Here is a 16,732-nt window from a genome sequence, read left to right as displayed (position 1 = left end):
CATGACCGACGCAGCAGAATCCTCGACGCCCTCACGCCGCGCGCTCATCGGCTGGGGCGGGGCCGGGCTCGCGCTCGGCGCCGCCGCGGCCGGTGGCGCGGTCGCGATGACCCGCACCGGGGACGACCTCACCCCGACCGCCGCCGAGGCCGGTGCAGCCGTGGAGTTCCACGGCGCCCACCAGGCCGGTATCGCCACGCCCGTGCAGGACCGGCTGCACTTCGCCGCGTTCGACGTGACGACCGAGGACCGCGCCGAGTTCGTGCAGATGCTCAAGGACTGGACGGCCGCGGCCCGCCGGATGACCGGGGGGAAGGCGGTCGGGGAAGGGGCGTACGGCGGTCTCGCCGAGGCACCGCCGGACGACACCGGGGAGGCGCTCGGGCTCAAGCCGTCACGGCTGACCCTGACGATCGGCTTCGGTCCTTCCCTGTTCGGGAAGTTCGACCTCGCCGATCAGCGCCCCGAGGCACTCGTCGACCTCCCCCAGTTCGCCGGGGACAACCTCGACAAGAACCGCAGCGGCGGCGACCTGTGCGTCCAGGCCTGCGCGGACGACCCGCAGGTCGCCGTGCACGCGATCCGCAACCTCGCCCGGATCGGCTTCGGCAAGGTCGTCATCCGGTGGTCGCAGCTCGGCTTCGGCAAGACGTCCTCGACCACGCCCGACGCGCAGACCCCGCGCAACCTGATGGGCTTCAAGGACGGCACCCGCAACATCGCGGGCACGGAGACGGACCGCCTGGAGAAGTTCGTGTGGGCGGACTCCGCCAAGGACGCCAAGGACGCCCCGTGGATGCACGGCGGCTCCTACCTCGTCGCCCGCCGCATCCGCATGCACATCGAGACGTGGGACCGCACCTCGCTGCAGGAGCAGGAGGACGTCTTCGGCCGCGACAAGGGCGAGGGCGCCCCGGTCGGCAAGGCCAAGGAACGCGACAAGCCGTTCCTGCCGGCCATGAAGCCCGACGCGCACGTCCGGCTCGCGCACCCCGACTCCAACGGCGGGGCGACGATCCTGCGCCGCGGCTACTCCTTCACCGACGGCACCGACGGTCTCGGCCGCCTGGACGCGGGTCTGTTCTTCCTGGCGTACATGAAGGACGTCCGGGAGGGCTTCATCCGCATCCAGCGGCATCTGGCCACCGACGCGCTCAACGAGTACATCCAGCACGTGGGTTCGGCGGTCTTCGCCGTCCCGCCCGGCGTCCGTGACAAGGACGACTGGTGGGGCAGCACGCTGTTCTCCGAGGAGGCCTGACCCGTGTTCTCCAACTACCTGATCGGTCTGCGCGAAGGGCTCGAAGCCAGCCTGGTCGTCTGCATCCTCATCGCCTACCTGGTCAAGACGGGCCGCCGGGACGCCCTGCGGCCCATCTGGATCGGCATCGGCGTCGCGGTCGCGCTCGCCCTCGGCTTCGGATGCGCGCTCGAATTCGGCTCGCAGGAGCTGACGTTCGAGGCCCAGGAGGCGCTCGGCGGCTCCCTGTCGGTCATCGCGGTCGGCCTGGTGACGTGGATGGTCTTCTGGATGCGGCGCACCGCCCGGCACCTGAAGTCCGAACTGCACGGCAAGCTGGACGCCGCCCTGCAGATGGGCACCGCCGCCCTGGTCGCCACCGCGTTCCTCGCGGTGGGCCGGGAGGGCCTGGAGACCGCCCTGTTCGTGTGGGCCTCGGTGCACGCGGCCGGCGACGGCACTCCGCGCCCGCTGGTCGGCGCGGCCCTCGGTATCGCCACGGCGGTCTTCCTGGGCTGGCTGTTCTACCGCGGCGCCCTGCGCATCAACCTGGCCAGGTTCTTCACCTGGACCGGGGGCATGCTGGTCGTCGTGGCCGCCGGTGTGCTGGCGTACGGCTTCCACGACCTCCAGGAGGCGAACTGGCTGCCCGGCCTGCGCGACAGGGCCTTCGACATCAGTGACACCATCCCGCCGGACAGCTGGTACGGCACGCTCCTCAAGGGCGTGTTCAACTTCCAGCCGGACCCGACCGTCCTTCAGGTCACGGTGTGGCTGCTGTACTTGATCCCGACGCTCGCGCTGTTCCTCGCCCCGGTAGGGTTCGCCTCCGGGAAGGGGAAGGTGAAGGCACCTGATGAGCAGGGATCGCGGCCCTCGAAGGCTCCGCAGGCTTGACCGGAGCGCACTGATAGCAGCCTCTGTGACCGCTTTGTCGTTGACGGCGAGCGGATGCGTGGTGGTGCACGGCGAGCGGGAGGTGCTTCCCGCGACCACCCGGGCGGAGGCCGCCAAGGCGCTCCAGCAGTTCACGAACGCGTACAACGCGGCCGACAAGGCGTACGACAGCTCGCTGGACGCCTCCCATGTCACCGGCGCGCTCGGCGCCATCGACGCGGCACGGCTGAAGGCCGGCAAGTCCAACAGCCCTGGCGGCAACGCCTCGCACACCCCGCTGAAGCTGTCGGACGTGACGTACACGATCCCGAAGAAGGCGGGCTGGCCGCGCTGGTTCGTCGCCGACGCGGCCGGCAACAAGGGCGGCACGGCACGCTGGCTGTTCGTGTTCACCCGCGACGGCATGGACGAGCCGTTCCAGGCGGCGTATCTGACGCTGGTGGCCGAGGGCAAGGTGCCGGAGTTCAAGAAGGACGCGGACGGCTGGGCCGAGGCGGTGCCGGCGGACTCGACCGGTCTGGCCACCGAGCCCGGGAACCTGAGCGAGCACTACACGAACTACCTGAAGAACGGCGGGGACGTCTTCGCGGACGGGACGCACACCAGCGTGTGGCGGGCGGACCGGGCGAAGGACGCCATCCGGCCGGGGCTGGCCACCCAGTACATCGACGAGCCGCTGGCGAACGACGCCTACGCGCCGCTGGCGTTGCGCACGACGGACGGCGGGGCGCTGGTGTTCTTCGCCACGCACCACTACGTGAAGGAGACGGCCGCCTCCGGTACGTCGGTGCCCGACCCCGGTGACGCCGTGCTCGCGCTGACGGCCGGCGAGATCAAGCAGTCGCTGATGATGGAGTTCGTCTCCAACGAGGTGGCGCTCGACCCGCCGAAGGGCGCGGGCGACCAGCGGGTCGACGTACTCGGGCGGATCCAGGGACTGACGTCCGCGAAGGGCTCGTAGAAACCGACCGCGGGCCGCGGCCCGTGGTACCACCGGGCTGCCACCGGCCGTTACCGGCGCAGGGGCCAGGCCGCGTTCGTCTGGTCCGGCTCCTCGCCGACGTGGCGGGAGCAGACGTCGGTGAGGACTTCCAGAAGGCTGAGCGGGTCGGGCAGCGGGTGTTCGAGGCCGCGGACCCAGTGCACGGTCTGGTCGCCGGGCAGCCGGGCGGGCGGTACGAGGACGTAGGAGCCGCGGCAGTGCCAGCGCAGGCCGGGGTGTTCGTCCGCCGTCTCGGGGTGGCAGTCCAGTTCGCACGGCCACCACTCGTCCTCGTCCGCGGGGGTGCCGCGGGTGAGGGTGAAGAAGAGCAGCCGCCCGTCGTCGCTCTCGGCGACCGGGCCGACCTCGATGCCGGAGTCCAGGAGCCGCTCCAGGGCCTCCCGGCCGGCCTCCAGGGGGACGTCGAGGACGTCGTGGACCATGCCGGTCGCGGTGATGAAGTTGGCCTGCGGCTGGTGCCGGGCCCAGCGCTCGATCTGGGCGCGGTCGGTGGTCGACTGGGTCTGCCAGGCGAAGGACACGGGGTGCCGGGCGGGTGTGGGACAGCCGACGCGGTCGCAGGAACAGCGGTACCCGGGGGCGGGATGCGCGGCGGGCGCGAGCGGGAGTCCCGCTGAGGCAGCGGCCAGCAGCAGGGCCTCACGACCGCCGTCGTCCCCGGCGGCGGCCTCCTTCGGCCGGCGTCCGCGCAGCCACTGGGAGAGTTTGCCCTGCAGGCCGGTCCGGCCCCCCGACTCCGCGCTCATCTACCACCCTCGCCTCGCTGTCGTGTCAAACAGCATGCCCCATGGTCCCACCTTCCTCTGCTCCGGGGGGCCCTGAGCGGATATGAGGCGTTGGGAACCAATGCCCGTTGACCGTGTGCGGCTCAGCGGGGTGCGATGCCGTGGAGGGCGTAGTCGACGAGGGTGTCGGTGTAGTCGTAGCTGATCGGGCCGGTGTACTGGAGCCAGCGCTGGGCGAGGGGGGAGACCCAGAGTTCGAGGGCGATCCGCGGGTCGATCTCGGGGCGCACCTGGCCGGCCGCTTGGGCGGCACGCACCCGGTCGACGTACAGCTGGAGCGAGGGTTCGAGGAGCTTGGCCACGAAGGCACGGCCGACCTTCTCGTTGACGACGCCTTCTGCCGCCAGGGCCCGGGACGGGGCTTCGAAGCGGGGGTCCTTGAGCTGGTCCACGGTGAGCCGCAGTACGGCCTTGAGGTCGGCGGCGAGGTCGCCGGTGTCCGGGATGGCGTACGCCTCCTCGGGGCCGGCCTCCCGTGCCGCCTGCTCGCTGAGGTCGAGGAACGCCTCCATCAGCACCTCCGCCTTCGACGACCACCAGCGGTAGATCGTCTGCTTGCCGACCCCCGCGCGGGCGGCGATCCCCTCGATCGTGGTCTTCGGGTAGCCGGCCTCCACGACGAGGTCGAGGGCGGCGTCGTAGATGGCGCGGCGGGACCTCTCGCTGCGGCGGGTGGTGTCGGGGGCGGGCTGCTTGGGGTTCTGGGTGGCCATGGGGCGAACCTACCAGGTTGACAAGACGGTGCGTCTCGTCACGGGTCGGGCGAGTGAAAGGGGGAGGTCATGGCGCGGTGGAACGGGCGGCATGCTCGAAGTCGGCGGGACCCGCAGGCGCGCGAGCGCGAGCTGTCGCGGAAACTTCAGGGGAAGGGGAAGGGGAAGGGGGAGGCGGACGGGGTGGGGGAAGCGTCGACGTGACCGCGGCCCCGACGGTTCTACGGCCTGTCCGGCGGGGGCCAGCCGTCGCCCCACGCCGCGTCCCTCGCCGCCTTGTAGAGGTCTCCGTGGCGCTTGGTGACCGTGCGCCGGGCCAGCTGTTCGTCGGGCTCGCAGAGGTCGAGGAGGACCTGGCCCTTGCGGATCTGGGGGCGGCGGATCACCCGGGCGGGTACCGGGGTGGCGGGGAGCCGGGTGGCCGCGACATAGCTGAACTTCTCGTCCTCGTACGGCAGCGAGCCGCCCTTGACCTGACGGTGGAGGGAGGAGCGGCTGACCCGCGCCGAGAAGTGGCACCAGTCCTCGCCGGGGACGATCGGGCAGGCGGCGCTGTGCGGGCAGGGCGCGGCGACCCGGAACCCGGCGGCGATCAGGCGGTCGCGGGCCTCGATGACACGGGCGTACCCGGCGGGGGTCCCGGCCTCGACGATCACGACCGTCTGCGCCGACGCGGCCGCGGTGTCCACGAGGGCGGTGCGGTCGGCCGGGGTGAGTTCGTTGAGGACGTACGAGACGGTGACCAGGTCGGTTGCCGGCAGGGCCAGGTCCTGGCCGATCCTGGCGCGCTGCCAGCGGGCGTCCTTCAGGGCCGGGTTCGCGGCGGCGATCTCGCGGCCGAGAGCGAGCGCGGGGTCGGACCAGTCGAGGACGGTGACCTCCCGGTCGCCCGGCCAGGTGGCGGTGACCGCCCAGGTCGCGGCGCCGGTGCCGCCGCCGACGTCGGTGTGGCCGGCGGGGGTCCAGTCGGGGAGGGCCTGGGCGAGTGCCTCCAGGGCCGCGTGGACCGCCTCGAAGGTGGCGGGCATGCGGTAGGCGGCGTAGGCGGCCACGTCCGCACGGTCTCGCAGGATCGGGGTGTCGGTGGGGGTGGCACCGCGGTAGGTGGCGATCAGACGGTCCACCGCCTGGGCGGCCCGCTTCGGAGGAAGGCCGTCGAGAAGGGCAGCGAGAGCGGTACGGAGGGTCTCGGCCGGGGGCACGGGGGCGGTCACCCGGTGATTCTAGGGGCGGGGGGTGTGGGGGCGGGCCTCGCGGTGCGGGGGCGGGCGTCGCGGTGCCGGGGTGGGCCTCGCCGTGTGGGGGCGGGCGTCGCAGTGCCGGGGCGGGCCTCGCCATACGGGAGCGGCCCTCGCCGCGCAGGGGCGAGCCTCGCCATACGGGAGCGGCCCTCGCCGCGCAGGGGCGAGCCTCGCCATACGGGAGCGGCCCTCGCCATACGAGAGCGGGCCTCGCCGCGCAGGGGCGGGCCTCGCCGCGCAGGGGCGGGCCTCGCCGCGCAGGGGCGGGCCTCGCCGCGCAGGGGCGGGCCTCGCCCTGGCGGTGGACCTCATCCTCGCGGTGGACCTCATCCTGGCGACGGGCCGGACGGTGACAGCGGGCCTTGCCCTGACGATGGGGCCCGCCCTGGCGGTGGGCGCCGCAGGTTCTCGTCCCCGCTGTCACCGTCCGGCCCGTCGCCCCGGGGCGCTTCGGGTCCGTGCGAGGGCTGCGCCTCCAGCCACCTAGCCACCAGCCCCCACCGGCCCCAAGCGCCGCGTCCTCGCGCGCACGGACGGGCCGGGTTCTCCCGGACCGGCGTGGAGAGCTGAGCGCCTCACGCCCTCACGCCCCCCGTACCGCCCGTGCCACCCGCGTCGCCGCCTCCGCCCGTGGTCGGTTGTCCGGGGGGCGTCTTCTCGGGTGCACCGTGTTGGCCAGGAGCACCACGAACGTGTCGGTCGCCGGGTCCAGGACCAGCGACGTGCCCGTGAAGCCCGTGTGGCCCGCGGCTCCCCGCCCCGCCAGCTCCCCCATGAACCACTTCTGGTCGATGGCGAAGCCCAGCCCGGGCGGGGTCAGCAGGAGCTCCACGAAGTCCGGGCCGAGGATGCGGGCGGGGCCGTACGCGCCGCCCGCCAGCAGGGCCCGGCAGAAGATCGCGAGGTCGCGGGCGGTCGAGAAGAGGCCCGCGTGGCCCGCCACCCCGCCGAGCGCCCACGCGTTCTCGTCGTGGACCACGCCCCGCAGCATCCCCCGGTCCGCCTTGGCCCACGGCCGGCGCTGGTCCTCCGTGGCCGCCGCCCTCGGGCAGGGGCCGAAGCGGGTGGACGTCATCCCCAGGGGGCGGGTGATGCCCTCGTGGACGAGGACGTCGAGGGGGCGGCCGGTGATGCGTTGGAGGACGTGCTGGAGGAGGAGCGGGTTGAGGTCGGAGTAGGTGTAGGTGCCGGGGACGCCGATGGGCGGCTCGGCACGCAGGAGGTTCAGGCGCTCCTCGTCGCTGTCGCAGTCGTGGAACGGGAGTTCGGGGCGCAGTCCCGAGGTGTGGGTGAGCAGTTCACGGACGGTGATCGAGTGGGTCACGGCCGCCGTGAAGTCGGGCAGGTAGGCACCCACCCGCGCGTCGATGCCCAGCGTGCCGCGTTCGATCTGCTGCACCGCCGCCACAGCCGTGAACAGTTTGGTGAGGGACGCCAGGTCGAAGGGGGTGTCCGTCCGGACGGGGAGGCGCGCCTCGGGAGGCAGTTCCACGCCCGCGTCGGCTTCGGGGTCGTAGGAGCCGTAACGGACGGCCCAGCCCGACGCCTCCTCCACGGCGATCACCGGGCCGCGCCCCGCGACCAGGACGGCGCCGGGGGCCCAGGGGCGGTCACCGGTAGTGAGGGTGTGGAAGTCCCGGACGAGATGCCGGAGTTCCCCGGGGTCGAGCCCGGCCCGTTCCGGTGTGTCGGTGCGCAGTCTCGGTGCGCTCAGCTCTCCGCCCCCTCCGTAGTCGCACGCCTGTTCCAAGGACGGCACATTGCCATGAAACACAGGAGCGCTACCAGTGCTGCCGCCAACTGGACGACCGCCATCGGGACCGCCGTGCCCTCCCCCGCCATGCCTACCAGCGGGGAGGCGACCGCGCCGATCAGGAAGGAGGACGTGCCGAGCAGGGCGGACGCGGAACCGGCGGAGTGCTTGGTGCGCAGCAGCGCCAGGGACTGGGCGTTGGGCAGGGTGACACCCATCGCGGACATCAGGACGAAGAGGCCGGCGGCGACGGGGAACAGGCCCACCTCGCCGAAGACCCCGGTCGTCATCAGCAGCAGAGCCGCGGCCGCCGCCGTCACGGTCAGCAGCCCCACACCCAGGACCCGGTCCAGACCGACCCTGCCGACGAGCACCTTGCCGTTGATCTGGCCGACCACGACCAGGCCGACCGAGTTCACGCCGAACAGCAGGCTGAACGTCTGCGGGGAGGCCCCGTAGATCTCCTGGATCACGAACGGGGACGCCGAGATGTAGGCGAACAGCGCGGCGAAGGCGAAGCCGCCGGTGAGCATGTAGCCGGTGAACGGCAGGTCGGCGAGGAGGCGGCGCATGGAGTGCAGGGCGTCGACGACGCCGCCGGTGTGCCGCTCGGCGGCGGGCAGGGTCTCGGGCAGCCTCGCCCACACCAGGACGGCGAGCAGCGCCCCGATGGCCGTCAGGACGACGAACACGCCCCGCCAGTCCGTCACCCGCAGGATCTGCCCGCCGATCAGCGGCGCCACGATCGGCGCGACCCCGCCGATCAGCATGAGGGTGGAGAAGAACCGGGCCATCGCCACGCCGTCGTACAGGTCCCGGACCACCGCCCGGGCGATCACTATGCCCGCGGCGCCCGCGAGTCCCTGCACCAGCCGGAAGCCGACCAGGAACTCCACGGTCGGCGCTACGGCACACAGCGCGGTGGCGACGACGTACACGAGGAGACCGGCGAGCAGGGGGCGCCGGCGGCCCCAGCGGTCGCTCATCGGGCCGACCACCAGTTGCCCGAGCGCCATGCCGAGGAGACACGCGGTGAGGGTGAGCTGGACCGTGGCGGCGGGCGCGTGCAGCGAGTCGGTGACCTCCGGCAGCGACGGCAGGTACATGTCCATCGCGAGCGGGGGCGTGGCGGTGAGGCCGCCGAGGAGCAGGGTGACGAGCAGACCGGTGCGGCGCACGGCGGCCGCCGGTCGTTCCGTGTCCGGTACGTCCGCCCTCTCGACATGCCCGCGCTGCTCAAGGTGCCCCTGCTCGGGCATGTGCCCCTCCCTCTCCACGTGATCCGACACCTATGCTCTCAGCTCGTACAGGGTGGCGACGGTCAGGTGAGCGAGGGTGGAGCCGGGAATGACGGAGCAGAGCGTGCGCTGGGGGATTCTGGCGACGGGCGGGATCGCGGCCGCGTTCACCGCGGACCTGGTGGATCTGCCGGACGCGGAGGTGGTCGCGGTGGCCTCCCGGTCCGAGGCCTCGGCGAAGGCGTTCGCGGAACGGTTCGGGATCGAGCGGGCGTACGGCGAGTGGGGTGCCCTCGCCGAGGACGCGGACATCGATGTCGTGTACGTCGCCACCCCGCACGCGGCACATCGCGCGGCCGCCGGGCTGTGTCTGACCGCCGGACGCAATGTCCTGTGCGAGAAGGCGTTCACGCTGAACACGCGGGAGGCCGAGGAACTGGTCGGGCTCGCGAAGGACCACGGGCGCTTCCTCATGGAGGCCATGTGGATGTACTGCAACCCGCTGGTCAGGCGGCTCAAGGCCCTCGTCGACGACGGCGCGATCGGTGAAGTGCGCACCGTCCAGGCCGACTTCGGGCTCGCCGGGCCCTTTCCGCCCTCGCACCGGCTGCGGGACCCGGCCCAGGGCGGGGGCGCGCTGCTCGATCTAGGGGTGTACCCGGTGTCGTTCGCGCACCTGCTGCTCGGGGAGCCCACGGACGTCACGGCGAAGGCGGTGCTCTCCGAGGAGGGCGTCGACCTCCAGACGGGCGCGCTGCTGTCCTGGGACAGCGGGGCGCTCGCCTCCCTGCACTGCTCACTGACCGGCGGCACCGCCACGATCGCCTCGGTCACCGGCTCGCTGGGACGCATCGACATCCCGAACGGCTTCTTCCACCCGGACCGTTTCGTCCTGCACCGCGACGGGCGTGACCCGGAGGAGTTCGTCGCCGACCCGGCCGACGGGCCCCGCAACAGCCTCAAGCACGAGGCCCGCGAGGTGATGCGCGCCCTGCGGGCCGGTGAGACCCAGTCCCCGCTGGTGCCTCTGGAGGGCACCCTCGCGGTGATGCGGACCCTGGACGCGGTTCGGGACCGGATCGGCGTGCGCTACCCGGGAGAGACCGCCGGGATCGTCACGCCGGCGTGAGCCCCCGTCTCACCTACGCTGCGGGTTCATGGACACCAAGAACGTGAAGACCGCCGTGGTGACCGGCGCGGGCTCGGGGATCGGCCGCGCGGTCGCCGTGGAACTGCTGCGGACGGGCTGGTCGGTGGCGCTGGCCGGGCGGCGGACCGAGACGCTGGAGGAGACGGCGGCCCTCGTGCCCGAGGGCGCCGCTCTCGCCGTACGGACGGACGTCTCGGTCCCCGAGGACGTGGCCGCGCTGTTCGCCGCCACCGTGGAGCGGTTCGGGCGGGTGGATCTGCTGTTCAACAACGCGGGGACCTTCGGGCCCGGCGGGGTGCCGGTGGAGGAGCTGTCGTACGACGCGTGGCGGCACGTGGTGGACACCAACCTCAACGGGGCGTTCCTGTGCGCGCAGGCGGCGTACCGGCAGATGAAGGAGCAGGACCCGCGGGGCGGGCGGATCATCAACAACGGCTCGATCTCGGCGCACACGCCCCGGCCGCACTCCGTCGCCTACACCGCGACCAAGCACGCCCTCACCGGCCTCACCAAGTCGCTGTCGCTGGACGGGCGGCCGTACGGCATCGCGGTCGGGCAGATCGACATCGGGAACGCGGCGACCGACATGACCGCGGGCATGCGGGCCGGAGTCCTCCAGGCCAACGGGGAGGTCGTGCCGGAACCGGTGATGGACGTGGCCGACGTGGCGCGCACAGTGCGGCACATGGCGGAGCTGCCGCTGGAGGCGAACGTGCAGTTCGCGACCGTACTGGCGACGGCGATGCCCTATGTGGGGCGTGGCTGAGCAGCCGATTACCACAAGCGGAATACAAGATTCCACCCCACTGCGGCCGGTTGGCGGCTTATGCTCATCACGCGTCCTCCACAAGAGCTTCACACTTGAGGGGTGGCGTTCCGACGACCGCATCCGAGGGGGGAGCGCGGCGGCCATCCATGGACCGGGTGGGGGTGGATCTCGCGTGGGACCGCGAGGTACGCACCGGTCCGTGGACGGCCGCCGCGCACATTCTCAGCTCGCGCACATCCCTTCTCAGCCCTCGCACATCGCTTCCTCACGGCCCCGCAATGCGGCGTCCCTACCTTGAGGGCGCGCCCACAGCGGGCGCCAAGAACCTTCGAGGAACGGGATGTTTGGCATCTATCTCAAGCGCGAGCTGGGCCGGCGCAAGAAGGCGGCCCTGGTCATCGCACTGGGTCTGGCGCTCGGTATCGCGCTGGTCATCACCGTCAACTCGGTGTCGGCCGGCATGACTCAGGCTCAGGACAAGGTCCTGAAGTCGCTGTACGGCCTCGGCACCGACATGACCGTCACCAAGGCCAGGTCCGCCCCCACGTCCGGAAGTTCGGGCAGACCGAACTTCCGGTTCGACGCCAATTCCAACGACAGCGACGCCACACAGAGCTCCGACCGCGTGATGACCCAGGGCGGTCAGGCCCTGGCGTCCGGCGTGGTCACCAAGGTCGCCGCGCAGAAGGGCGTCGCCGGCGCGGTCGGCGCGCTGACGCTCAACGTCACCAAGGTCGACGGCTCCTTCACCCAGGGCAAGGCGCAGAGTGCCGGCGGAAACACAGGGAACAGCGGCCAGGGCGGTCCGGGCGGCGGCTCAGGCGGCAACAGCACCGCCGCGCCCCAGGTCCAGGGCGGCGGCGCCGACTTCGACGTGAACTCCTACTCGGTCGCCGGCGTCGACGTCACCGACCAGACGCTCGGCCCGCTCGCCGGCTCGAAGATCACCACCGGCAAGACCTTCACCGCAGCGCAGACCAACGCGAAGGTCGCCGTCGTCAGCAAGGCGTACGCCAAGGAGAACTCCCTCAAGCTCGGCAAGACCCTGACCATCTCCGGCAGCAAGTACACGATCATCGGCATCGCGACGCCCGACAGCAGCGAGTCCACCACCGACGTCTACCTGCCGCTGAAGCAGGCGCAGACGCTGGCCGACGCCAAGAACCAGGTCACCACGGTCTACGTCAAGGCGACCGACTCGCAGCAGATCGACTCCGTCAAGGCGGCGATCCAGAAGAACATCTCCGGTACGACCGTCACGACGTCCGCCGATCTCGCGGAGACCGTGTCCGGTTCGCTGTCCACCGCCTCCGACCTCGCGACCAGCGTCGGCAAGTGGCTGTCGATCGCCGTGCTCGTCGCCGCCTTCCTGGTGGCCGCGCTGCTGACCTCCTCCGCGGTCTCGCGCCGGGTACGGGAGTTCGGCACTCTGAAGGCGCTCGGCTGGCCGAGTCGCCGGGTCACCCGGCAGGTCGTCGGCGAGTCGATCGTGAACGGCCTGCTCGGCGGCGCCCTCGGCATCGGACTCGGCCTCGCGGCCGCGTACACGGTGACCGCGATCAGCCCCAAGCTGACCGCGCAGCTCGGGAACACCGGTGGCGGCGGTACGGGTGGCGGTCCGGGCGGTGGCGGTGGTCCCGGCGGGCAGGCCTCCCAGAACACCCTGGAGATCGCGCTGTCCGCGCCGGTCTCGATGACCACCATCGCGCTCGCCGTGGGCCTCGCGGTGACCGGCGGGCTGATCGCCGGGGCGATGGGCGGCTGGCGGGCGTCCCGGATGCGGCCGGCGGACGCGCTGCGCAGCGTGTCGTGACGGCGCCCGAGCGGCCGTAACGGCAGCTGCCCCGCCCCTCTTCCTTTTCTACGGAGTTCCCATGTACAGACTCACGGGTGTCACCAAGCGCTACACGCGCGGCAAGGAGACCGTCGAGGCTCTGCGCGGCGTCGACCTCACCATCGAGGACGGCGACCAGCTGGTCATCCAGGGCCCCACCGGCGGCGGCAAGTCCACGCTGCTCCAGATGATCGGCGGACTGGACCGCCCCACCGAGGGCAGCGTCGAGCTGGACGGTGTCGACCTCGCGAAGATCAGCGAGGCCAGGCTGACCCGGCTGCGGGCCGAGAAGGTCGGCATCATCTTCCAGTCGTTCAATCTCATCCCGACGCTGACCGCGCAGGAGAACGTGGAGACGGCGCTGGTCCCGCTGGGGGTGAAGCCGGCGGAACGGCGTGAGCGGGCGGCCGAGGCGCTGCGGTCCGTCGGCCTCGGCGAACGGCTCACCCACGCGCCGGCCGAGCTGTCCGGTGGGCAGCAGCAACGGGTGGCCATCGCGCGGGCGCTGGTCAAGAAGCCGAAGGTGCTGCTCGCCGACGAGCCGACCGGCAACCTCGACGAGTCGATGCGGGACGAGATCATGGCGTTGCTGGAAGGGCTGTGGCACGAGTACGGGTTGACGTTCGTCATGGTCACCCATGACTCGTCGATCGCCCGGCGGGCGCCGCGGCTGGCGACGATCAAGTCGGGGCAGATCGCCTTGACCGAACAGTCGCCGGCTCAGCGGTAGTCGCCGCGCGAGGCGGGGCCGTTCACCGTGCGAGAAGCCTGTTGATCTCGGTCAACTGGTCGGCGGTCAGCGGCCCCTTCTCGATCGCGCCCGCGTTCTGCTCGGCCTGCGCCACCGACCGGAAGCCCGGGATCGGCACCGTGCGCGGGCTGCGGGCCCAGATCCAGCCCAGGGCGCCCTGGGCGAGCGTACGGCCCTCGCTCGTGAGGATCTCCTTCAGCGCGTCGATGCGGGCCAGCCACTGAGGGTCGGCGGACGCGCCGTCACCGAAGCCCTGCAGCCAGGCCGGGGGCCTGCTGCGGATGTCACCGGCGTCCTTGGGCCCTTGACGCTTGCCGGCCAGCAACCCCATCGCGAGCGGACTGCGGTTGATGCTCGCGAGCCCCGACTCCTCGCACAGGGCCAGCATTTCGGGCGCGTCCTGCATCACATTGAGCGCGTGCTGTACGGCCGCGCAGTGCTCCCCCTCGGCGAACACCGCGGCACGGGCCGGGTCGTCGGTGCTCCAGGCGTAGGCGCGGATGAGCCCCTCGCTGACGAACTCCTCGCACAGATCCCTCAGTTCGGCCGCGAGCGCCGGGTCGAGGTCGGAGAGGTGGAGCTGGTAGAGGTCGATGTGATCGGTGTCCAGGCGTTCCAGGGACGCGGTCAGGGCACGGCGGGCGTACTCGGGGGTGTGGTCTGAGCCGGTGAGGGTGCGGGTGTCCTCGTCGAAGACGTTGCCCCACTTGGTGGCGAGGACGACGTCGTCCCGGCGCTTGCCGAGGGCGCGGCCCAGGACGCGTTCGCTGTGTCCGGCGCCGTAGGTGTCCGCGGTGTCGAAGAAGGTGATGCCCAGGTCGAGGGCGCGCCGGACCGCCCGTACGGACTCCTCGTCGTCGACCTTGCCCCAGCCGAGCGGCTGCCCGTCGGCGGCCTGCCATTCGCCGCCGATCGCCCAGCAGCCGAAGCCGAGCGCGCTGATGTCGATGCCGGAGCGGCCGAGCGTGCGTGTGATCTCCATGCCCAGGAACGTTAGGAGTTGGAGTGCGCTTCAGGGCAAGGGGTTTCACGAGGGCGGCTGCCGGAGGTCAGGCCTGACCGGTCTCGAAGCGGGAGATCCGGCCGTCCTCCCCGACCGTGAAGTCCCAGCGGGTGCGCATCTCGCCCCACGCGTCGTTGCGGTAGCGGGCGAGGAGGGAACGGCCGCCGTTGGACTCGTTGTCGACGTCGAGGTGACCGTGGGAGGTGAAGATCTCCCGGTCGACCCACTCTTCGAGGTCACGGTCGCTGCCGTCGTCCGCCATGGTCGCACCGGGCGCGAGCAGGGCCAGGAAGGCCTCGCGGTCGTGGGCGTTGACGGCGGAGACGAAGGCGCGGACGGCCGGGTCGCTCAGTCGGGCGGTCTGAATCGTCATGCCCGTCACCCTCACACCGCTCCCCCGGCCCCGCCACCCGAACGGCCGCGCGAGTGTTCCGGGCAGGTGTGAGCGGTGCGACGGTGGAAACGCGAGGGGGGTCTCGTCCACTTCTTGTGCTGGGAGTCATCGTGACCGCTTATGACCGACGTGATCTGGGCCTGCTGCTGCTCCGGCTGGGAACCGGGGGTGTACTGGCCGCCCACGGCGCGCAGAAACTGCTCGGCTGGTTCGGCGGGGGCGGCCTGGAGGGAACCGGCCAGTTCATGGAGTCCGTCGGCTACGCGCCGGGCAAGGCGAGCGCCACCGCGGCGGGCCTTGCCGAGGCGGGCGGCGGCACCCTGCTGGCCCTGGGCCTCGCGACCCCGGCCGCGGGTGCGGCGGCGGCCGGCGCGATGGCGGGCGCGTCCGCGGTCCACGCACCCAACGGCTTCTTCAACCAGGGCGGCGGCTACGAGTACGCGGCCACGCTGGGCCTCACGGCGGCGGGTCTCGCGGTGACGGGCCCGGGACGCCTCTCCCTGGACCACGCCCTCGGTCACACGGTGAACCGGAGCTGGATGGTGCCGGTGGCCCTCGGTGCGACGGCGCTGGTGACGACGCTCGTCGTGGGGGCGCGGAATCGGCGGCTGCGGGAGAAGGAGGGTGCGGGCGACGACGGGCAGGCGTCGCTGTTCGAGGAGGAAGAGGCGTTGTTCGCGGAGTAGGCGAGCGGGACCCCGCGCCGTGGCAAGCTCCTCCACATGAGTGATCACGACACCCCCTCCCCCGACCTCTGGACGTCGGTCGACGCCCTGTGGACCTGGCTGGAGACGGATCAGCCGGTGAGCGGGCGCGAGGGTCTCCTCCTGCGCATGCTGAAGCTCTCCGAGGAGGTCGGCGAGGTCTCCGAGGCGGTCATCGGGGCGCTCGGCCAGAACCCCCGCAAGGGTGTCAGCCACACCTGGGAGGACGTGCAGGGCGAGCTGTGCGACGTGGTGATCACCGCGTTGGTGGCGCTGCGCACGCTGACGCCGGACACGCGGGGGGTGTTCCACCGCCATCTGGGTCGGGTCGCGGAACGTTCGCTGGGCCCCGGGGCCCTCTGACTCACCCCTGGGCGGCACGACGAACTGTCACCCAACCGGCCTGGGCCCCCGGGCACCCCGCACCCTGCACCCCGCTCCTCCGACGATGAACCGGCGACGGCAGCGGTCGGAGGAGCCCCGTGAACGACACCCCCGCCCCCTTCACAGAACAGGACTACGCGGCCCGTATGACCAGGGCGGCCAGGGACACGACCGAGGCCGGCCTGGCCGGGCTGCTCATCACCCCCGGCCCCGACCCGACGTGGCTGTGCGGCTACCGCCCCACCGCGACGACGGAACGCCTCACCCTCCTCGTCCTCACCCCCCGCTCCGAACCCCGCCTGTTGGTCCCGTCCCTCGAACGCGACGACGCGGAAGCGGCCCCCGGCGCGAACGCCCTCCGCATCTCCGACTGGCGCGACGGCCAGGACCCGTACGCCGCAGCCACCGGCCTCCTCCTCCCCAACGGCCGCTACGGCGTCTCCGACACCACCTGCGCCCTCCACCTCCTCGGCCTCCAGGCCCTGCCGCTGACGACCTACCGCCCCCTGACCGTCGTACTCCCCCTGCTCCGCGCGGTGAAGGACGCACACGAGGTGGCACGCCTTACGGCAGCGGGAGCGGCGGCGGACACGGCCTACGAGGAGATCCTCGCCGCCCGCTTCACCGGCCGCCGCGAGTCCGAAGTGGCCGCAGACCTGGCCCGCCTGCTCCACGAACAGGGGCACAGCCAGGTCGTCACCGTGGTGGCGTCCGGCCGGAACAGCGCGAACCCACACCACAGTCGGGCGACCGGACGCTCAAGACGGGCGACATGGTGGTCCTGCACCTCGGCGGCCGGAAGGACGGCTACCACTCGCACACGGCCCGCACAGGGCTGAGGGGCTGGTTGCGGGCCTGCCGTCGCCGCGCCGC

16 protein-coding genes and 1 pseudogene are annotated in these 16,732 nt (G+C 72.1%); 10 read left to right on the top strand and 7 right to left on the bottom strand.

Annotated features, from left to right (window positions below):
* Position 1 precedes the first annotated feature (1 nt).
* The 3 genes from efeB to D1369_RS29190 are packed head-to-tail and all read left to right on the top strand — an operon-like array spanning position 2 to position 3,098.
* Positions 2-1,261, top strand: a complete 1,260-nt coding sequence (gene efeB / locus D1369_RS29200; protein WP_007381599.1) for an iron uptake transporter deferrochelatase/peroxidase subunit — start codon at positions 2-4, stop codon at positions 1,259-1,261.
* A 3-nt stretch (positions 1,262-1,264) separates the two neighbouring features.
* Positions 1,265-2,137, top strand: coding sequence for an iron uptake transporter permease EfeU (efeU, locus tag D1369_RS29195; RefSeq protein ID WP_007381600.1), 873 nt, complete (start codon positions 1,265-1,267; stop codon positions 2,135-2,137).
* Entirely contained in the window at positions 2,097-3,098 is a 1,002-nt protein-coding gene (locus tag D1369_RS29190; RefSeq protein WP_106433486.1) for a hypothetical protein, read from the top strand. The genes efeU and D1369_RS29190 overlap by 41 nt, the downstream gene beginning before the upstream one ends.
* A gap of 50 nt (positions 3,099-3,148) precedes the next feature.
* On the opposite strand, the gene D1369_RS29185 is transcribed toward D1369_RS29190, so the two are convergent.
* The 5 genes from D1369_RS29185 to D1369_RS29165 all read right to left on the bottom strand — a co-directional run bounded on the left by D1369_RS29185 (position 3,149) and on the right by D1369_RS29165 (position 8,891).
* Complete coding sequence (locus D1369_RS29185; RefSeq protein ID WP_007381602.1) at positions 3,149-3,886, bottom strand: bifunctional DNA primase/polymerase; 738 nt, start codon at positions 3,884-3,886, stop codon at positions 3,149-3,151.
* A gap of 122 nt (positions 3,887-4,008) precedes the next feature.
* A complete protein-coding gene (locus D1369_RS29180; protein ID WP_007381603.1) occupies positions 4,009-4,638 on the bottom strand; it encodes a TetR/AcrR family transcriptional regulator in 630 nt (209 codons plus the stop codon).
* Between the two features lie 221 nt (positions 4,639-4,859).
* Complete coding sequence (locus tag D1369_RS29175) at positions 4,860-5,852, bottom strand: small ribosomal subunit Rsm22 family protein (protein WP_007381604.1); 993 nt, start codon at positions 5,850-5,852, stop codon at positions 4,860-4,862.
* Positions 5,853-6,462: 610 nt separating this feature from the next.
* On the bottom strand, positions 6,463-7,638 hold the full coding sequence (locus tag D1369_RS29170; RefSeq protein WP_205574492.1) for a serine hydrolase domain-containing protein: 1,176 nt from the start codon (positions 7,636-7,638) through the stop codon (positions 6,463-6,465).
* Positions 7,590-8,891, bottom strand: a complete 1,302-nt coding sequence (locus D1369_RS29165; protein WP_037899782.1) for a multidrug effflux MFS transporter — start codon at positions 8,889-8,891, stop codon at positions 7,590-7,592. Before D1369_RS29165 ends, D1369_RS29170 begins: the two co-directional genes overlap by 49 nt.
* An 88-nt stretch (positions 8,892-8,979) precedes the next feature.
* Between D1369_RS29165 and D1369_RS29160 the strand changes: the two genes are divergently transcribed.
* From D1369_RS29160 to D1369_RS29145, 4 genes are all read left to right on the top strand, one after another.
* Positions 8,980-9,999 (top strand): Gfo/Idh/MocA family oxidoreductase, encoded by a 1,020-nt coding sequence (locus D1369_RS29160; RefSeq protein WP_037899785.1) that lies wholly within the window; start codon positions 8,980-8,982, stop codon positions 9,997-9,999.
* Positions 10,000-10,027: 28 nt separating this feature from the next.
* Positions 10,028-10,786 carry an SDR family oxidoreductase gene (locus D1369_RS29155; RefSeq protein ID WP_007381608.1) on the top strand — a complete coding sequence of 253 codons (759 nt, stop codon included), beginning with the start codon at positions 10,028-10,030 and terminating at the stop codon, positions 10,784-10,786.
* Between the two features lie 343 nt (positions 10,787-11,129).
* The gene (locus D1369_RS29150; protein WP_007381609.1) at positions 11,130-12,602 is read left to right on the top strand and encodes an ABC transporter permease; all 1,473 of its coding nucleotides are present in this window, start codon (positions 11,130-11,132) and stop codon (positions 12,600-12,602) included.
* Positions 12,603-12,663: 61 nt separating this feature from the next.
* On the top strand, positions 12,664-13,353 hold the full coding sequence (locus tag D1369_RS29145) for an ABC transporter ATP-binding protein (RefSeq protein WP_007381610.1): 690 nt from the start codon (positions 12,664-12,666) through the stop codon (positions 13,351-13,353).
* 22 nt (positions 13,354-13,375) lie between these two features.
* Here D1369_RS29145 and D1369_RS29140 read toward each other — a convergent pair whose 3' ends face one another.
* Together D1369_RS29140 and D1369_RS29135 are read right to left on the bottom strand one after the other, a co-directional pair.
* Positions 13,376-14,356 carry an aldo/keto reductase gene (locus tag D1369_RS29140; protein WP_202476982.1) on the bottom strand — a complete coding sequence of 327 codons (981 nt, stop codon included), beginning with the start codon at positions 14,354-14,356 and terminating at the stop codon, positions 13,376-13,378.
* 67 nt (positions 14,357-14,423) lie between these two features.
* Positions 14,424-14,750, bottom strand: a complete 327-nt coding sequence (locus D1369_RS29135; RefSeq protein WP_118082689.1) for a nuclear transport factor 2 family protein — start codon at positions 14,748-14,750, stop codon at positions 14,424-14,426.
* Positions 14,751-14,881: 131 nt separating this feature from the next.
* On the opposite strand from D1369_RS29135, the gene D1369_RS29130 reads away from it, so the two are divergent.
* From D1369_RS29130 to D1369_RS29120, 3 genes and pseudogenes are all read left to right on the top strand, one after another.
* Positions 14,882-15,457: a DoxX family membrane protein gene (locus tag D1369_RS29130; RefSeq protein ID WP_007381613.1), complete on the top strand. Its 576-nt coding sequence runs from the start codon at positions 14,882-14,884 to the stop codon at positions 15,455-15,457.
* A 36-nt stretch (positions 15,458-15,493) separates the two neighbouring features.
* On the top strand, positions 15,494-15,838 hold the full coding sequence (locus tag D1369_RS29125; protein WP_007381614.1) for a MazG-like family protein: 345 nt from the start codon (positions 15,494-15,496) through the stop codon (positions 15,836-15,838).
* Positions 15,839-16,005: 167 nt separating this feature from the next.
* Positions 16,006-16,691, top strand: a pseudogene (locus D1369_RS29120) (M24 family metallopeptidase); the annotation flags it as partial.
* Between the last annotated feature and the right edge of the window lie 41 nt (positions 16,692-16,732).

Origin of the sequence: Streptomyces sp. CC0208, from assembly GCF_003443735.1 — a bacterium.
In the GTDB taxonomy this organism is placed as follows: Bacteria; Actinomycetota; Actinomycetes; order Streptomycetales; family Streptomycetaceae; genus Streptomyces; species Streptomyces sviceus.
The sequence above is the reverse complement of the archived record's forward strand: the minus strand, read 5'-3'. Positions and strand labels throughout refer to the sequence as shown.

Excerpts from the sequence above, each read along its gene's own strand:
- D1369_RS29140 (WP_202476982.1), bottom strand. The coding sequence starts at position 14,356 with ATGGAGATCACACGCACGCTCGGCCGCTCCGGCATCGACATCAGCGCG.
- D1369_RS29145 (WP_007381610.1), top strand. The coding sequence starts at position 12,664 with ATGTACAGACTCACGGGTGTCACCAAGCGCTACACGCGCGGCAAGGAG.
- efeB (WP_007381599.1), top strand. The coding sequence starts at position 2 with ATGACCGACGCAGCAGAATCCTCGACGCCCTCACGCCGCGCGCTCATC.
- D1369_RS29155 (WP_007381608.1), top strand. The coding sequence starts at position 10,028 with ATGGACACCAAGAACGTGAAGACCGCCGTGGTGACCGGCGCGGGCTCG.
- D1369_RS29125 (WP_007381614.1), top strand. The coding sequence starts at position 15,494 with ATGAGTGATCACGACACCCCCTCCCCCGACCTCTGGACGTCGGTCGAC.
- D1369_RS29165 (WP_037899782.1), bottom strand. The coding sequence starts at position 8,891 with ATGCCCGAGCAGGGGCACCTTGAGCAGCGCGGGCATGTCGAGAGGGCG.
- D1369_RS29185 (WP_007381602.1), bottom strand. The coding sequence starts at position 3,886 with ATGAGCGCGGAGTCGGGGGGCCGGACCGGCCTGCAGGGCAAACTCTCC.
- D1369_RS29190 (WP_106433486.1), top strand. The coding sequence starts at position 2,097 with ATGAGCAGGGATCGCGGCCCTCGAAGGCTCCGCAGGCTTGACCGGAGC.
- D1369_RS29180 (WP_007381603.1), bottom strand. The coding sequence starts at position 4,638 with ATGGCCACCCAGAACCCCAAGCAGCCCGCCCCCGACACCACCCGCCGC.
- D1369_RS29135 (WP_118082689.1), bottom strand. The coding sequence starts at position 14,750 with ATGACGATTCAGACCGCCCGACTGAGCGACCCGGCCGTCCGCGCCTTC.
- D1369_RS29160 (WP_037899785.1), top strand. The coding sequence starts at position 8,980 with ATGACGGAGCAGAGCGTGCGCTGGGGGATTCTGGCGACGGGCGGGATC.
- D1369_RS29150 (WP_007381609.1), top strand. The coding sequence starts at position 11,130 with ATGTTTGGCATCTATCTCAAGCGCGAGCTGGGCCGGCGCAAGAAGGCG.